This window comes from Streptomyces sp. NBC_01506 (assembly GCF_045040295.1).
Classification (GTDB): Bacteria; Actinomycetota; Actinomycetes; order Streptomycetales; family Streptomycetaceae; genus Streptomyces.
The window spans coordinates 2,870,166-2,885,259 of record NZ_CP109422.1; the positions used below are offsets into that span (position 1 = coordinate 2,870,166).

Consider the following 15,094-nt stretch of genomic DNA (forward strand, 5'->3'; position numbering starts at 1 on the left):
GAAGCCCGTAACGCCCGTACGTACGAAAAGCAGGGCCCGGCACCGCGAGCGAGCGGTGCCGGGCCCTGCTCCGTACGACGTACGTACGGGCGCGGGGCGTCAGCCGAGGTACGGCTCGAAGTCCCAGTAGGGCCGCACCCGTTGGCGCGCCGACAGGGTGTGCTGGTGCTGCGCGCCCATCGTGCGCGTCAGCTTCGACAGCGCGTCCTCCTCGACCTTGTCCGCCTCCTCCCGCTGCCGCAGCGCCCGCAGATCGGCCGCGAGCGCCGTCTGACTGGAGAGCGTCATCGGATGGTCGTCGCCCAGCGCGGCCCTGGCACGCCGCAGCGTCTCCCTGCTCAGCTCGGCGGCCTCCTCCAGCCTGCCGGTGAGATTGCGCCCGCCCGAGGCGTTCAGCGCGCAGCCCAGCGTCCACGGGTGGTCGTCGCCGAGCAGGGTACGCAGTCCGGTCAGCGCCTGCTCGAAGAGGACGAGCGCGCCGTCCCTGTCCCCCTCGGCCTGCATGAGGAGGCCGATGTTGGACTGCATGCCGGTCGGTACGGGGTGGGCCTGGCCGACCAGTGCGCGGTAGGTGACCTCGGCCTCGGCGAGCAGGTCCCTGGCGTGGCCCAGATCGCCGTGCACGCGCAGGTAGTTGCCGTAGTCGGTGACCAGCATCAGGTTGTTGTGGTGGCCCTTGCCGTAGACGCGCTCCTGGCGCTCGAGCAGGTCGGCCATCACCGGACCGATGTCCTCGCCCTTCGTGCCCGCCCTGCGCTTGCACAGCAGCAGGTTGTGCTGCGCCCAGAGCGTCTGCGGGTGATGTTCGCCGAGGACCTGGATCTGGGTCCGTACGCCCAACTCCTGTCTGGCCAGGGCGTCATGATATTTCCCGAGCAGCCGCAGGTCACGGGCGCAGGCGTTGACGGAGTGCAGGGTGTTGGAGTGCCGGGCGCGCAGGACGGCCTCGCGCTTGCGGAGCGTGTCGAGGTCGATCTCGTACGCCTTCTCGTACTTGCCGAGGAGCCGCAGGGACACACCGAGGTTGTGCTGGGCCTGGAGGGTGGTCCACTGATCGGCTCCCAGCAGTTCCCGGCCGACGTCGACCACGTCCCGCTGGAGCTGGTACGACTCCGGGTAGCGGCCGAGGAAGCGCAGGTCGGAGCTGAGCCCGCTGTTGGCGGACATCAGCCGGACCCGGTCGGGCTCCGCCTGGGCCAGCAGCAGTTCCAGGGTCCCGCTGTCGCGGTCGTACGCCTCGTGGAACCGGCCGCTGGCGCGCAGGATGATCGTGGTGCGGGCGCTCAGCTCCAGCATGACCTCGGAGTCGGGCGCGAACAGCTCGACCCACCGCTCCCGGACCCGCCGGGCCAGGTCCATGCCGACGGTGTACTCACCGCTGGTGTGGCAGTACCGCAGGCAGTTCAGGACGAGCTGCACCGTACGCGGGTCGGTGCTCTGAAGGGCGCCGGAGTATTCGAGCTGGGGCAGGATCTCGGCGTACCGGGGCCACTGCCTGCTGTCGGCGGGCTCGCCCGGGTCGCTGTCGACGAGGACCTGACGGACCACCGCGCGGTGGATGTCACGGTCGTCGCCCGCGGTGAGCCGGCTGACGATGCCGTGCACGACGCGGTGCATGTGGATGGACTCCTGGCGGAGCCCGGCCTCGCCGGCCTCCGAGACGGACGGGCTGCGTGAATCCTTGATGATCACCGAGTAGTTGGCGAGGGTGTCCAGGGCGCGCGGCCAGTCGGGCGAGTTGTCGGCGATCCAGCGCAGTTGTTCCGGAAGCCCTTCCGGGGACACGCCGCGGACCAGGCCGATGGGGATGCGGCCGGGTGCGAAACAGGCGCACAACTTCAGAAGTTCGAGCGCGCGGGGCTCGGACTCGCGGACCCGGTTGAACAGCATCGACCAGGAGGTGAGCGAGGAGCTGGGGTAGTCGCCCAGCTCGGAGACCTCGTCCAGGGGGTTGATCTCGCCGCTGTGGACCTTCTCCAGATACTCCGGCACGGGCATCCGCAACTCGCCGAGCAGCGCCGCCGCGTGGGCCATCTGGAGCGGCAGGTCCTGGAACTCGACGGCGACCTCGTCGGCCTCGGCCGCCGTGATGTGCGGGGCCCTGCGCATCAGATAGCCGGTCGACTCGGCACGCCGGAAGACGGGCACCTCCACGACCTCGCCCACGGTGCGCCAGTTGTGGTTGCGCGAGGTGATCAGGACATGGCCGGTGCCGCCCCGGGGCAGCATCGCGGCGGCCTCCTCCACGTCCTCCCAGCCGTCGAAGATGACCAGCCAGCGGCTGTGCGGGTCGCCGCGGCGCAGCGCGTCGCGCACCGCGCGGATCCGCTCGCCGGGCTCGGAGCCGCTGCGCAGTCCGAGCGCCGGGGCCAGCTCGCCGAACCGGTCGCGCTGGGTGCCGCGCTGGTCGGAGTTGACCCACCACACGACGTCGTAGTCCGGCATGAAGCGATGGGCGTACTCGGCGGCGAGCTGCGTCTTGCCGATGCCCGACATGCCGACGAGGGCGCAGACGGCCGCGCCGGGCTCGACCTCCGTGAGCGATTCCTGGACGCGGTTGAGCAGTTCGTCCCGGCCGGTGAAGCGGGAATTGCGGCGCGGCACCTCACCCCAGACGGCGGGCGCGTCGCTGGGGTAGCGGGAGGCGGTGGGCACCAAGTCGTCGCGGGACGCGGTCGGTTCGAGGGAGAGCCGGGTCAGCAGGCGCCGTTCGGCCTCCTGTTCGCCGATGCCCCACAGGTCGACCGGTTCGAGGACGGCGGTGGCCGGCAGCAGCGAGCGGTTGGTCAGGTTGACGGCGGCGAACCGGTCGGCGTTGTCGGCGACGAAGCCGCGCAGCACGTCGTTCCACTCGCCCTCGCGGCGCGGACCCAACTGGAAGAACCACTCGCTGAGCACCAGCAGGACCCGGCCTCTGGCCAGCAGCAGGTCGCCGAGCGCGTCCTCCAGGGGCAGCTCCCGGTCGGGATCCCAGCGATGGCTCGTGACGCGATGGCCGTGCGCTTCGAGCCGGCGTGCGATCCAGGTGGCCCACGGGCGGTGGTGGCCCGGGAAGGCGACCACGAAATGCTGGGACTCCTGATCGGGGCCGCCGTCCCCCGTCAGGTGCCGCTGAGCGACCATGCGCGCGTCTCCTCATTCATCGAGCTGCGCCGTTCCCTGACGGCGCGTCTGAAATGTTACCGAACGTCACCGTCACCGGACAGGGAATCGGACAGTGCGTACGGGCTATTCGGGCCGCTTCCCAGCGACGTCAGATGCCGCTTCATCGAGACGGTGAACCGCACGCCGTACTCGGTGAGTTGATGGCTGTCCAGCAGGACCGGGAGCGCGTCGGCGACCTGCGCCCGGTACTCCTCGCGGCGGGCGCGGGCCGTGCGGCGGGCGGCGGGCGCGGCGCCGGGGCGCTCGGCGACGCGCGACCAGAGGTCGGCGAGGGCGAGATGCGCGTACGTCCCCTGGAGGACGCCGCCGAGGGGCCGCGGGTCCTTGCGCCACGCGACGCGGTGTACGGCGGCGCCGTCCGCGCGGTGCAGTGCGACGAGGTCGGCCAGAACGGCGAGCTTGCTGTGGGCGAGTTCATGGACAAGGACCTCGGCGAAGCGCCGCGCGGTGTCGGGCAGCGCGGTCTGTACGGCCCAGGGCGCCGCCCTGAGCGTGCCGCTGGAGGCCCCTTCGCCGGCCGGCACCATCGGCACCACGGACCGTACGAGCCGGGTGACCTCGGCCGCGCGCCACGGGTCGGCGGCCTGGAGGAGGGCGACGGCGGCGCGCCAGCGGGTGAGCCAGGCGGTGCGGTCGGTACGCGGCCGTACGTCGGCGGCGGGGGCGGCTTCTCCGGCGCCCAGGTCGTCGAGCCGGCCGGTGCTGCCCGGCAGCACGGCCAGACAGTCCCAGCCCACCCCCAACCCCACCCCCCGGCCGTCGGGCCGCAGGAGTACGGAGCGGGCCGGGCGGCCCACGGGGGTGAGCAGGGTGCCGCGGCGCCCCGTACGGACCCGTACGAGCGGTGTGCGGGCGTCGTGGACGCCGGTGCCGGGCAGGACGAGACGGCCGTCCGCCGTGGGCAGCACGGTGTCGAGCGAGACTCCGGTACGCAGCGCCGTACCGACGGCGATCCCGCCGAGGGGGTGCAGGGCGGCGGCGAGAGATTCCGGTCCGGGTGCGTTGAGGGCGTCCACGACCCATCCGCCGACAGCGGGGTAGTCCAGGAGCCGCCGGGCGACGTCCGGTGCGGGCGTCTCGGCCCGCGCCAGCAGCCGCCAGTCCCGGTCGAACGCGGCGCGGGCGCCCCGCGGTAAGTGCTCGTGCCCGACGCGGGCGAGGAGGGCCTTGAACAGGACCAGCCGGCGGCTGTGCAGCGCGGCGTGCAACAGGTCGGTGTCACGCGACAGTTGGCGGGTGGTGGCGAGCCGCACGAGGCTGCCGGGCGGGACCACGAAGGCCCCCGGCGCCGCGGCCACTACCTCCGCTCCGCCGCGAGAGTGGCCGAATCCCGTCGCCACGTCCGCCTGTTCACTCCCCGTCGTTCCACGAATCGGTGAACGAGCCCGGACAGCGGAGCACGTCCTCGACGGCCGCCATCAGCGCGGTGTCGTCCAGGTCCCCCAGGGTCCACAGATCGACACCGGTGAGATCGGGGAGCGCCGGGCTGCCTGGCATCCCTTCGATCCGCTCCGCGGATCCGGCCACACGTTGCTCCAGCACGCTCTGCTCCTCCCCGATGCCCCCGAGGGCGTGTGGTGAAAGTCCCGCCTTGCGATCGCGCACACCAGACGCCGTGAGCACCGCTCTGCGGGGCGGACGGCGCCGGGTTCACGGCACACCTTGTTGGGAGGCGACGCCGTGAGGGTTCTTCTTCCCGAGCACACGAATCGGAAACCCGTTCGCTACACAGGGAGTTGGAGTTCGGCCGCACCCGCGCGGTCTCCTGGGGAGCGCGTACCGGGGCGCGTCGATGCACGCGCCGGTCGCGCACGCGAGGGGGGCGAAGCCGCCGGGCCAGGCCGTGCCTGACAATTCCCGCCTGGCGCGCGACGCCCGGAAGCCGGCTCTCCCCCGTAGCCCTTCGGGCACAGAGGTGCCCCCTACGTTGTCGGAGTCGGCCACGTACGGCCGGGCCATCCACAACGCCGGACCTCCGCCTTGCGATGCACCGCACCGACGAGACATCAGCCGCCCCGCAGGGCGGGGGCGGGGGTGTGCGCCCCGCCCCGCGGGGCGGACGGCGCTACGTTGCGGACACCGCCCCCGCGGTCACCGCGAGGCCGACAGCGCCTCCAGCCGTTCACCTGTCGCCCGTGTCTCGGCCCGCGGCGCCGGGGTGCCCAGCGCCGCCAGGCCGGACCAGTGGGTGGCCGCGGCGGTGTAGTCCGCCAGGGCGGCGGACGGGCGGGACATGCGCTCGTACAGCTCCGCGCGGCCGTGCAGCGCGCGGGCCGCCGTGAGCGAGGGCGGGTCGGTGATCTCGCGCAGCGCCCGGCCGTACGCGGACTCCGCCGCGGCGAAGTGCGTCTGCGCCTGGGGCAGTTCCAGGCGCGCGCCCGCCAGCAGCAGCCAGGAGCGCGCCCGGGTGGCCGGGTCGGCGGCGCGCCGGGCCGACAGCTCCAGCAGATGGCAGCCTTCGTAGACGTCGGGCAGGAAGCCGCCGTCCGCGCCGTCGCCCCGGTAGCGGTCCAGCAGGGCCGTACCGAGCAGCAGATGCAGCCGCCAGCGCAGCGGGACCGTGGAGGAGACGTTGGTGAGGGCTTCGCGCAGGATGCCCTCCGCGCGGTCGGGGCGCCGGGTCTCGGTGAGCAGCATCTCGCCCCATTCGGCGAGGAGTTCACAGCGCTCGTCCCGGTCGCGCGGGGCGCTGTGCTCGGCCCGCCGGTACGAGGCCGCCGCGGCCTCCCAGTCCCGCTCCTCGCGGTGGATCCGGGCCCGCTCGCGCCGGGCGCGCAGCAGCAGCGGGGCGCTGTCCTCGGCCGCCGCCTCGGCCGCTCCTGTCAGGTCGAGGAGTTCGGCCGTGTCGCGCTCGCGCGTGAGCCGCAGGGCGGACACGAGGTCCAGGAGCGCGCCCGCGCGGCGGTGCGGGGGTGCCTGGAGTTCGTCCAGCATGCCGAGCGCGGTGCGCAGTTCGCTCACCGCGGCGGCGGCCGGCTCCTGCGGTTCGGTGCCCGCCGTGGCCAGGTCGAGCAGGACCCGGCCCATGCGCAGTTGGCGCGCCGTGCGGGTGGCGAGGTCCGCCCCGTCGGGCATCTCGGCCAGCCCGGCGACCGCCGCGCGGAGCCATCGCACGTCGCCGGACTGGCGCCACAGCTCGTGTCGTACGTCCGCGCGGGCGACGGCCGTCGCCGGTTCGTGTCCGGTCAGCAGCCGCTCGGCGCGGGTCAGCAGCGCGTGCGCCTCCTCGGGATCGCGGCGCGCCTCCGCCGTGTTGGCGCGGGCGAACAGCACCCGCCCCAGCAGATACCGCGAGCGTCCCTCGTCGTCGGCGGCCAGCGCCGCCTCGGCGAGCGCCTGCGCGTCGAACAGCATCTGCCGGTCGCGCCGGTCGCGCCACAGGCCCAGCAGCCGCTCCACCTCGTCCAGCCTGCCGGGCACCGGCCGTACGGGCCGGTACCAGCGCACCACGCGCGCGGGGACCTGCGCGAACAGCTCCTCGTCGGCCTGCGGACCGCCGTCGGGGTCCTCGGGCACCACCGGCTCGCCGGTCTCCAGCCCCTGGAGGCGGGCGACGGCCAGCGCCGGGAAGTTGCGCATGCCCTTGCCGAACCGCCGGGTGACGTACTCCGACAGGTATTTGAGGACCAGTTCGGCGGCGCCCTGGTCAAGCATCTCCAGCAGCAGCTCGCGTACGCCGGGCGCGAAGTCGTAGCGCGGTCCTGGCACATCGGCGGTGTCGGGCAGCCGCTCCAGCAGTCCGCCGAGGAGTACTTCGGCCAGTTGCATGGGGCCGGTGTCGGGCAGCAGCGCTTCCTGTACGAGCTGCATCACGGGCAGATAGAGCGGTACGGCCGCCAGATGCACGGCCAGCTCCAGCGCGCCGGGCGACGCGCCGGAGCGGAAGTCGCGCAGCCGTGCCTGCGGGGTGCGCGCCCCGCCGTACGGTCCCGACTCGGGCTGTGCCGGATGCCGGGGCAGCACCCAGCCCGCCGCGCCGCGCATCGTACGGGTGCCGGTGCCGCCGAGCAGTTGGGCCCAGCCGCCGAGGACCCGGTCGGTCGGCAGCAGGACGGGCACGGGGAGCGCGCCGGCGGGCGGTGCGGCGCGCCCGTGCGTCTCGTCGGGGACGAACCGCATGCCGCGTCCCACGCCGGGCTCGTGCACGAGGAGCCCCGGGTCGGCGGGCAGCGCCGTGCGGTCCCACAGCCGCGGCGGCAGGGGCTGCACGACGGCGATCTGGGAGCTCTCGGCCCAGCGGTGGAGCAGGCGTTGGGCGCCGCCCGACTGCCACAGCGGTCCCACGCAGTCGCTGATGACGAGGGTGAGCCGGCGGCCGGTGACGTCGCGGTGCTGGTCGGCGGGGCGCAGCCGGGTCTGGTGCGGGTCGGGCCCGGTGCCGGCCATCGCCGTACCGTCCGGCCCCTGGTGCAGGTAGTGCACCTGGACGTCGCGGAACGCGCCGAGCCGTTCGCAGGCCTGGCGGAGCCGTTCGAGGGTCAGTTGCCACACGGAGGCGGTCGGTGAGGCGTCCATCAGGAGCTGGATCTCGGCCTCCCGGTGCGCGGCCGGGCGGCGTACGGGGCGCAGGAAGCCGTCCGCGGCGCTGCGTTCGGCGGTCGCCTCCTCGTCCAGTTCCGGGCCGAGGAGCGGGGGCACGGGCGGGCGGTAGCCGCGCAGCGGTCGCAGCGCGCGTTGCAGCCCGAGCAGGCCGGACAGGGCTCCGGTGGCCGGTGCCCGTATCGGGAACGACCGGGTGGGCACGGCGTCCGCGCCGGACGGGGCGTAGAGGGAGACGGGCGCGGTCTGTTCGGCGCTGCGGGGCGCGGGGTCGGGCGGCCGGGACCCCGGCTCGTCGGCGGGCGGCCGTAGGGGCGCCTGTGGCCCGGCCGGGCGGGCGGTGGGAGGTTCATGGTGCTCCGGACGATCCCCTGTCCGGGGCCGGGGCGCCGTCAGACGCGCCAGCCAGACGGCGTCGGCCAGCTCTCTGGCCGATACGTCGAGGCCCGCCGCGCGCAGCCGGCCGACCAGCTCCACCAGCCTGTCGGGCCCGCCCGAGGAGCCGGGCGGCGGCCCGCCGGACGGGTCGCCGGGCTGCCCGCCGGACGGCTGCCGCGCCGGGTGGTCCGGGTGCCCCTGCTGACCGGGGGGTGGGCGCGGGGTGGCGCCGGGGGGCGGGCCGGGGGTGGTCACCGCCATCACCTCGGACGGTCGAGAGGGCGGAGCAGCATCTCGGCGAGCCTGTTGCGGGTGACCTGTTCGGCGTCGGCGGCGCGCTGGGTCACATACAGCGCGTTCAGGAGCTGGTCGGTGGCGACGACCTCGCCGGGCTCGCGCTGGAGGAACCGCTCGATCAGCTCGGCGCCCTCCTCCAGGGCTTCCTCGCCCAGATGCGCCGCGACCATCGCGGCGAGCTGTTTCTGGCCGGGCGGTTTGAGGTCGAGCTGGATGCAGCGGCGCAACAGGGCGGCGGGGAAGTCCCGTTCTCCGTTGGAGGTGAGGATGATGAAGGGGAACGCGGTGCAGCGCACCCGGCCGCCCACGACGGTCACCGGGGTGCCGTCGTCGGTGAGGACGTCGGTGGCCGGTTCCCGCTCGGCGCGCCGCTCCAGCTCACGGATCGTGAACTCGCCCTCCTCCAGGACGTTCAGGAGGTCGTTCGGCAGGTCTATGTCGCTCTTGTCGAACTCGTCGATGAGCAGTACCCGGGGCAGTCCGTCGGGCGACGGCAGCAGCGCCGTACCGAGCGGGCCGAGCCTGATGTACGAGCCGATGGGCGGCTGCCGCACCGCGTCGCCGGACACCGCCCGGTCGAGCTGTACGTCCTGGAGCCTGCCGATGGCGTCGTAGTGGTAGAGGCCGTCCTGGAGGGTGGTACGGCTGACGATGGGCCAGCGCAGCACCCGGCCGAGCCGCAGCTCGTGGGCGACGGCGTGCGCGAGTGTCGACTTGCCGGTGCCGGGGTTGCCGGTGACGAGCAGCGGACGGCGCAGTTGGAGCGAGGCGTTGACGGCCTCGACCTCGTCGGGGCGTGGGTGGAACGACTCCACGAGTCGGCGTTTGACGCCCAGCCGGCGGGCGTTGTCCACCTCTTCGCTGTCGGCCGGCCCGTCCTGCGTACCGTCGCCGCCATCACCGCCGTTGACGCCGTGGGTGCTTCGCGCGGTGAACTCGCGCCAGGGGGGCGGATCGGGTAACTGCCGCGCACCGTCGTGCGGCAGCCCCGCTCCTCGGTAGATGCGCCAGTCGCTCACTGTGGGCTCCTCATCGCTTTCAGCCCGGCGTACGCCCGGCATCCTGGACGTCCGTACCCCGCCTGGTCGTCCGTACCCCGTCCGCGGCAGGTGACTTGGGGGCATGTTCCGGTCATAGGGATGGACTGTGCAGAGGTTCGTCGGGCAGCGCCGGTCTGTGGGGTGGATCGTAGATGAGGACGATGTGCCGTGCCCAGGCTGTTTCCTGATCAACCTGGCCTTCCCGGTCGGGGTCGGCGGCGCTGAGGTTGCGCAGCACCCGCACGCGCTCGCGCAGTTCGCTGCCGGTGGGGGCCTCGCGCACCAACTGGGCCGCCCTGCGGTAGAACTCGGCGCAGTCGTCGTGCCCGTCCTCGCCGGTGCGCCGGCACAGCACGGCGACATGGCCGGCGTGGAAGGCGCGGGTCAGGACGCGCGAGCCGCGCCCCGTGGCCGTACTCGCGCAGTACACGGGCAGGGACACCCCCGCGACGCCCGCCGTGCCGCTCACCGACAGCCGCGCGTACGCCGCCTCCTCGCCCTCGGGCGACGCGGCGCCGTGCCCCGCGTCCGGTACGTCCAGACACAGCGGGACGGCTTCCAGGGGCCCGTGGTCGGTGGCGCGTCTGCCGCGGTTCCACTCCGGGGTCACGCCGTCGCGCCGGCGCAACTGGTCGCGCAGGGCGACGACTCGGCGCCGTCCGATGGGGAGGGTGTGCACGCTGGGCGGTTCGTCGCCGCGCGGCAGCCGGGAGCGCCATTCGTCGACGGGCTCGTCGAACAGCGCGCGGGGCAGCAGGAAGTCGACGGCGGCGAGATACTGCCCGGCGTCCGCGCGGGCCAGCGCCTCGCTCAGCCCCTGGCGTACGGCGGCCTCGAGGCCGGTGCGCGGGACGCCCTCCTCGTCGTAGCGGACGGTGGTGGTGCCGCCGTCCGGGTCCAGCAGTTGTACGCGCCAGGGGTGGGTGCCGTAGATCTCGGGCTCGATCACGACGAGTACGTCGTCGTGGGCCGCTCCGCCGGGGCCCGTACCCGCGCCGCCGCCGTCGTCCGCCGCGTCGTCGTCGCCGCCGGCCAGGAGCGCCAGGCTCTCCTCGCGGATCCACTCGGTCTCCAGGGAGTTGGCGGCCGTCTCGACCCAGTCGCGGAGCTTCTTGGCCCCCGGGGTGCCGCGGGTCGCGCGCAGCGCGCCGTACACCATCGCCGCGTACAGGACGACGGCTTCCTGTTCGAGGTCCCGGCCCGCCAGGGCCGCTTCGGTGCGCTCGCGCGGGTCGTAGAGGAGGCCCGAGCCCTCGCGCCAGTTGCGCGGGTCGTTGGACTCGATGCGCTGCGGGCTGCGCAGCAGACGGCGGCTGGTGCCGTTGACCAGATGCAGCACCTGGCCGGGGCCGGACGGCGGTTCGACATCGGCGAACAGCCCGTACAACTGGGTGCGCGAGCGCGGATTGAAGCTGTGCGGCCGGCCCTGCGCCACCGCGAGGCGGGTGTGCAGCCGGGGCCAGCAGTCGCCGGAGCCCTCGAAGCGCCGCAGATGGTGCCGGTCGTGGGCGCCGACGACCTCCGCCCACAGGGCTTGGGCGCCCTGGTCGCAGAGGGTGCGCAGCGCGGTGACGGACTCGGCGCGGCCGATGGTGGCGTCGCCCTGGCCCTTGCCCTTGATGATGCCGATGACCGATCCGTGCCGGGTGTCGATGACCGGTCCGCCCGAACAGCCGTGCAGCACCAGCCCGTTCTGGAGCCACATCGGATTCCCGCGGCGTCCTCCGGTGGCCATCGCCGTCGTGGAAAGGAACTCCTCGCCGCCGTGCGCCCCCGAGGTCTGCGCCCAGCCGTACAGCTCGACGTCGGCGGGAGTGGGCGCCGAACGGTCGCTGAGCCAGAGGCAGTCGGCGAAGTCGGCGCCCGGGACCCGGATGAGCGCGAGGTCGTGACCGGCGACGACATGGGCGATCTCGCCCGCCAGTCGCTCGTCGTCGTAGGTGGTGACCGTGACACCGCCCGCTGGCTCCCGATCCATCGCACCCACCCTCTTGTCCACGACATGCGCGCAGGTCACGACCCATTCGGGGGCGACGAAGAAGCCGCTGCCCCAGAATCCGGCACTGTCTGCGTCATACCCGTCGGCGGCGGGGCCGATGCGGACGACTCCCCGGCTCACGGGGTCTTCGAGGGAGCTCATGCGTCAACACACGGGGAGTACGAGGGCGTTGGGACGGCGCGCGCCCCTTTGTCGAGCGATCCGCAGACCTGAGTGTCGTTCATCCGCACCCCGTCCCCCCGAAGTTGAGGCATGTGGGACGAGGCTAACCGGATGATCCCGAAGTGGGGAGTGGTTCGGGTCCCGGCGAGGCGGGTGGCCCGTCCGGGACGGGGGGCTCCGCGCGGTCGCGGCCGGGCTGCCAGGTGAGGGTGACGGAGATGGACGCCTTGGCCTCCCCGTCGGCCAGCACGGCGGCCACCGCCTTGCCCGGCTTCATCGCCAGCTCGATACCGAACGTCGCGCTGACCTCGCTCGGCCCGGCCGCCCGCGCCGCGTCCATCACGGTCGCGCCGACCGCGGCGATCACCTCGTTGACCCGCGTCACGCCCGCCCGGAGCCGGTCGACGGCTCCGACGTCGTCGAACGTCGACTCGTCCGGCCGCAGGACACTGACCCTGGCGAGAATGACCTGCCCACCGGGCAGGACCACCTCCTGTACGTCGTGCTCCAACGCCACCCCTCCCCCACTCACCGCACACCTGTGTTCTGGGTTACCTCCCCCTCCCACCAGCTCGTTACGCTGATGACATGTATTTCACTGATCGCGGAATCGAGGAGCTTCAGAAGCGGCGGGGAGAGGAGGAGGTCAGCTTCGAGTGGCTGGCCGAGCAGTTGCGTACGTTCGTCGATCTCAACCCGGACTTCGAGGTTCCGGTGGAGCGTCTGGCCACGTGGCTGGCCCGCCTGGACGACGAAGACGAAGACGACTAGGGCCTCGGCCGGGCATCGCGATAGGTCTTGACTTCCCCTATCCACGATATATCGTGTTGAGCAAGAGACGCGATATGTTGCGTCATGGCCGGCCGCAGGGAGTCAGCACCATGGCAGAGTCGACGTGGGAAGTCAGCGAGCCGAAGAAGCTCACCTTCGACGACCCGGTGACGGCGCTCAGCGTACGTATCGTGAACGGCACCGTGAATGTCGTCGGCACCGACGAGACCGCACTGGCCGAACAGGGCGGCGCGCGGCTGGAGATCTCCGAGATCCAGGGCCCGCCCCTGATCGTGACCCGCACCGGCAGCACGCTCACCATCGCCTACGAGGACCTGCCCTGGCAGAGCTTCTTCAAGTGGCTCGACCGCAAGGGCCACCGGCGCACCGCCGTCGTCTCCCTCACGGTCCCGGCGGGGGCGAGCGTCGAGGTCGGCGTCGTCGGGGCGAGCGCCGTGGTCTCCGGGATCAAGGGGCGTACGGACATCCGCGGCGTGAACGGAGACACCACGCTCGTCGGCCTGGCCGGCCGGGTCCGCGCGGAGACCGTCGCCGGCAATGTGGAGGCCCAGGCCGTCACCGGCGATCTGCGCTTCAACTCGGTCTCGGGCGATCTGACCGTCGTAGACGGCGCGGGGGCCTCCGTACGCGCGGACACCGTCAGCGGCGACATGGTCATCGACCTGGAGCCCGCCGGCAAACCCACCGACATCAAGATCAACACGATCTCCGGCGAGGTGGCGATCCGGCTCCCGCACCCGGCGGACGCGACGGTCGAGGCGAACACGGCGAGCGGTTCGGTCTCCAACGCCTTCGACGACCTGCGGGTCGGCGGGCAGTGGGGAGCGAAGAAGATCACCGGCACACTCGGGGCGGGTACGGGGCAGCTCAGGGCGGTGACGGTGTCCGGCTCGATCGCCCTGCTGCGGCGGCCACCGGCGGAGGAACCGTACGGTGCGGAACGCGTGGCGCCGGTAGGTGCCGCGTCCGCCGACGCCGACGCCGACGAGAAGGAGCTCTGACATGCCCCCGGTCTTCGCCCACGGTCGCCTCCGCCTCTACCTGCTCAAGCTGCTCGACGAGGCGCCGCGCCACGGCTACGAGGTGATCCGGCTGCTCGAGGAGCGCTTCCAGGGCCTGTACGCGCCCTCCGCCGGCACCGTCTACCCGCGGCTGTCCAAACTGGAGGCCGAAGGGCTGGTCACCCACGCCACCGAGGGAGGCCGCAAGGTCTACTCGATCACCGACGCCGGCCGCGAGGAGTTGGCGGGCCGCAGCGGTGAACTGGCCGATCTGGAGCTGGAGATCCGCGAGTCCGTCTCCGAACTCGCCGCGGAGATCCGCGACGACGTACGGGGCGCGGCGGGCCAGCTCCGTAACGAGATGCGCGCGGCGGCGGCGTCCGCGTCGGCCAGCGGTGAACACATGCCGGAGGACGGCGAGTCCTGGCACGCGGCGAAGGACGAACTGCGCCGCGCGAAGCAGGAGTGGAAGGAACAGGCGCGCCGCGCGAAGGACGAGTCACGCCGGGCGCGTGAGGACGCACAGCAGGCGCGGCGCCAGGCCAAGGAGGCGCAGGAGACGGCGCGCGAGGAGATGCTGCGTATCGCCAAGCAGGTCCAGGACCAGGTCCAGGGCCACTTCTCGCGCGGCGACTGGCCGACCGGGGTACGGGAGGGCCTGTCCGAACTGTCGACGCAACTCGGCGGCCTGGCGAAGGGCACCGCGTGGCCACCGTTCACCAAACCGGAACCGGCGGACACGGATGCCGACTGGGCGCGGGACACGCCCTCGACGGGCGACCCGGTACGCGATCTGGACCGGCTGCTGGACCGCTTCCGCGACGACGTCCGCGACGCGGCGCGGGACCACGGAGTGACGGAGTCCCAACTGAAGGAGGCCCGCCACCACTTGTCGACGGCGGCGGCGCGTATTGGGGGGCTGCTGGGTCAGCCGCCCGTGTAGGGGTTGCCGGGTTCGCGCCTGCGGGCCGGTGGTCGGGTGTCCTCAAGCGCCGGACGGGCTTGGTGGTTGCGGTCTCGTTGCCGGGGGCGGGGTGCGGGGCCTCCGGGTGGATATGTCCGGACGGCATGATTTACGCCGCGTGCAACGCTCATTGGTCTCGACGAGACCAGCATGTCCACGCGACACAAATCAGCCTGAGTGTCCGAACACACCCACCCTCCGACCCCGCCCCCCTCACGCCGCCACCGCCCGCAGTTAAAACAACCCCACCCCCTGCGGGTTGAAGGGGGACGCGCAGGGGTCGTGTCCGGACACTAAAGCGTGATTTGTGGCGCAACCCGGCCCAGCACCACACCAACACCGCTGGGCGCCGTAAATCATGCCGTCCGGGCATGACCCCGGAGCGGCCCCCGGCCACCACCGCAACCACCCAGCCCGTCCGGCGCTTGAGGACAACGACCACCGGCCCGCAGGTTCACTTAATGTCGGCGACAGCCTTAATCGCACGGTCCACTTCGTTTTCGGGCGTAACCAAATTCGGTCCGAGCCTTACATAACTCCCGCCGTACGGCGTCACGTCAGCAATTTTCCGGTGACGCTCATCCAGTTCACCGACAACACTCCAGGGGTCGCCGGCTCGGCGTGAATTTTCGCATTCTTTACCTTGAATAAATGGACCCGACCGTCGGAGCGCGGTCGCCCCGGCCCCGCCCCGACAACCGCAACCCAACCAACCCCCGCCATTCACCCGCGCCTGGTGGGATCCTCGCGCTACACA

At 72.7% G+C, this 15,094-nt stretch carries 10 protein-coding genes; 3 read left to right on the top strand and 7 right to left on the bottom strand.

Features of this window, described 5'->3' with window-relative positions:
- Positions 1-99: 99 nt before the first annotated feature.
- The 7 genes from fxsT to OG329_RS12215 form a co-directional block, all read right to left on the bottom strand.
- The gene (gene fxsT / locus OG329_RS12185; protein ID WP_405794819.1) at positions 100-3,123 is read right to left on the bottom strand and encodes an FxSxx-COOH system tetratricopeptide repeat protein; all 3,024 of its coding nucleotides are present in this window, start codon (positions 3,121-3,123) and stop codon (positions 100-102) included.
- Between the two features lie 56 nt (positions 3,124-3,179).
- On the bottom strand, positions 3,180-4,463 hold the full coding sequence (locus OG329_RS12190) for an aKG-HExxH-type peptide beta-hydroxylase (protein ID WP_405794820.1): 1,284 nt from the start codon (positions 4,461-4,463) through the stop codon (positions 3,180-3,182).
- Between the two features lie 52 nt (positions 4,464-4,515).
- Positions 4,516-4,707 carry a hypothetical protein gene (locus tag OG329_RS12195; RefSeq protein ID WP_405794822.1) on the bottom strand — a complete coding sequence of 64 codons (192 nt, stop codon included), beginning with the start codon at positions 4,705-4,707 and terminating at the stop codon, positions 4,516-4,518.
- A gap of 549 nt (positions 4,708-5,256) precedes the next feature.
- Positions 5,257-8,337, bottom strand: a complete 3,081-nt coding sequence (locus tag OG329_RS12200; RefSeq protein WP_405794823.1) for an SAV_2336 N-terminal domain-related protein — start codon at positions 8,335-8,337, stop codon at positions 5,257-5,259.
- A gap of 5 nt (positions 8,338-8,342) precedes the next feature.
- Entirely contained in the window at positions 8,343-9,398 is a 1,056-nt protein-coding gene (locus tag OG329_RS12205; RefSeq protein WP_405794825.1) for an AAA family ATPase, read from the bottom strand.
- 112 nt (positions 9,399-9,510) lie between these two features.
- The gene (locus OG329_RS12210) at positions 9,511-11,559 is read right to left on the bottom strand and encodes a trypsin-like peptidase domain-containing protein (protein ID WP_405794827.1); all 2,049 of its coding nucleotides are present in this window, start codon (positions 11,557-11,559) and stop codon (positions 9,511-9,513) included.
- Positions 11,560-11,683: 124 nt separating this feature from the next.
- Entirely contained in the window at positions 11,684-12,091 is a 408-nt protein-coding gene (locus OG329_RS12215) for a CU044_2847 family protein (protein WP_405794829.1), read from the bottom strand.
- Between the two features lie 77 nt (positions 12,092-12,168).
- Between OG329_RS12215 and OG329_RS12220 the strand changes: the two genes are divergently transcribed.
- The 3 genes from OG329_RS12220 to OG329_RS12230 all read left to right on the top strand — a co-directional run bounded on the left by OG329_RS12220 (position 12,169) and on the right by OG329_RS12230 (position 14,316).
- The gene (locus tag OG329_RS12220; protein ID WP_405794831.1) at positions 12,169-12,351 is read left to right on the top strand and encodes a DUF6104 family protein; all 183 of its coding nucleotides are present in this window, start codon (positions 12,169-12,171) and stop codon (positions 12,349-12,351) included.
- 110 nt (positions 12,352-12,461) lie between these two features.
- Complete coding sequence (locus OG329_RS12225; protein WP_405794833.1) at positions 12,462-13,373, top strand: DUF4097 family beta strand repeat-containing protein; 912 nt, start codon at positions 12,462-12,464, stop codon at positions 13,371-13,373.
- A gap of 1 nt (position 13,374) precedes the next feature.
- Complete coding sequence (locus tag OG329_RS12230; RefSeq protein ID WP_405794834.1) at positions 13,375-14,316, top strand: helix-turn-helix transcriptional regulator; 942 nt, start codon at positions 13,375-13,377, stop codon at positions 14,314-14,316.
- The last annotated feature ends 778 nt before the right edge of the window (positions 14,317-15,094 follow it).

Bases quoted from the DNA above. Each gene is read 5' to 3' on its own strand.
- fxsT (WP_405794819.1), bottom strand. From the start codon at position 3,123: ATGGTCGCTCAGCGGCACCTGACGGGGGACGGCGGCCCCGATCAGGAG.
- OG329_RS12210 (WP_405794827.1), bottom strand. From the start codon at position 11,559: ATGAGCTCCCTCGAAGACCCCGTGAGCCGGGGAGTCGTCCGCATCGGC.
- OG329_RS12220 (WP_405794831.1), top strand. From the start codon at position 12,169: ATGTATTTCACTGATCGCGGAATCGAGGAGCTTCAGAAGCGGCGGGGA.
- OG329_RS12225 (WP_405794833.1), top strand. From the start codon at position 12,462: ATGGCAGAGTCGACGTGGGAAGTCAGCGAGCCGAAGAAGCTCACCTTC.
- OG329_RS12230 (WP_405794834.1), top strand. From the start codon at position 13,375: ATGCCCCCGGTCTTCGCCCACGGTCGCCTCCGCCTCTACCTGCTCAAG.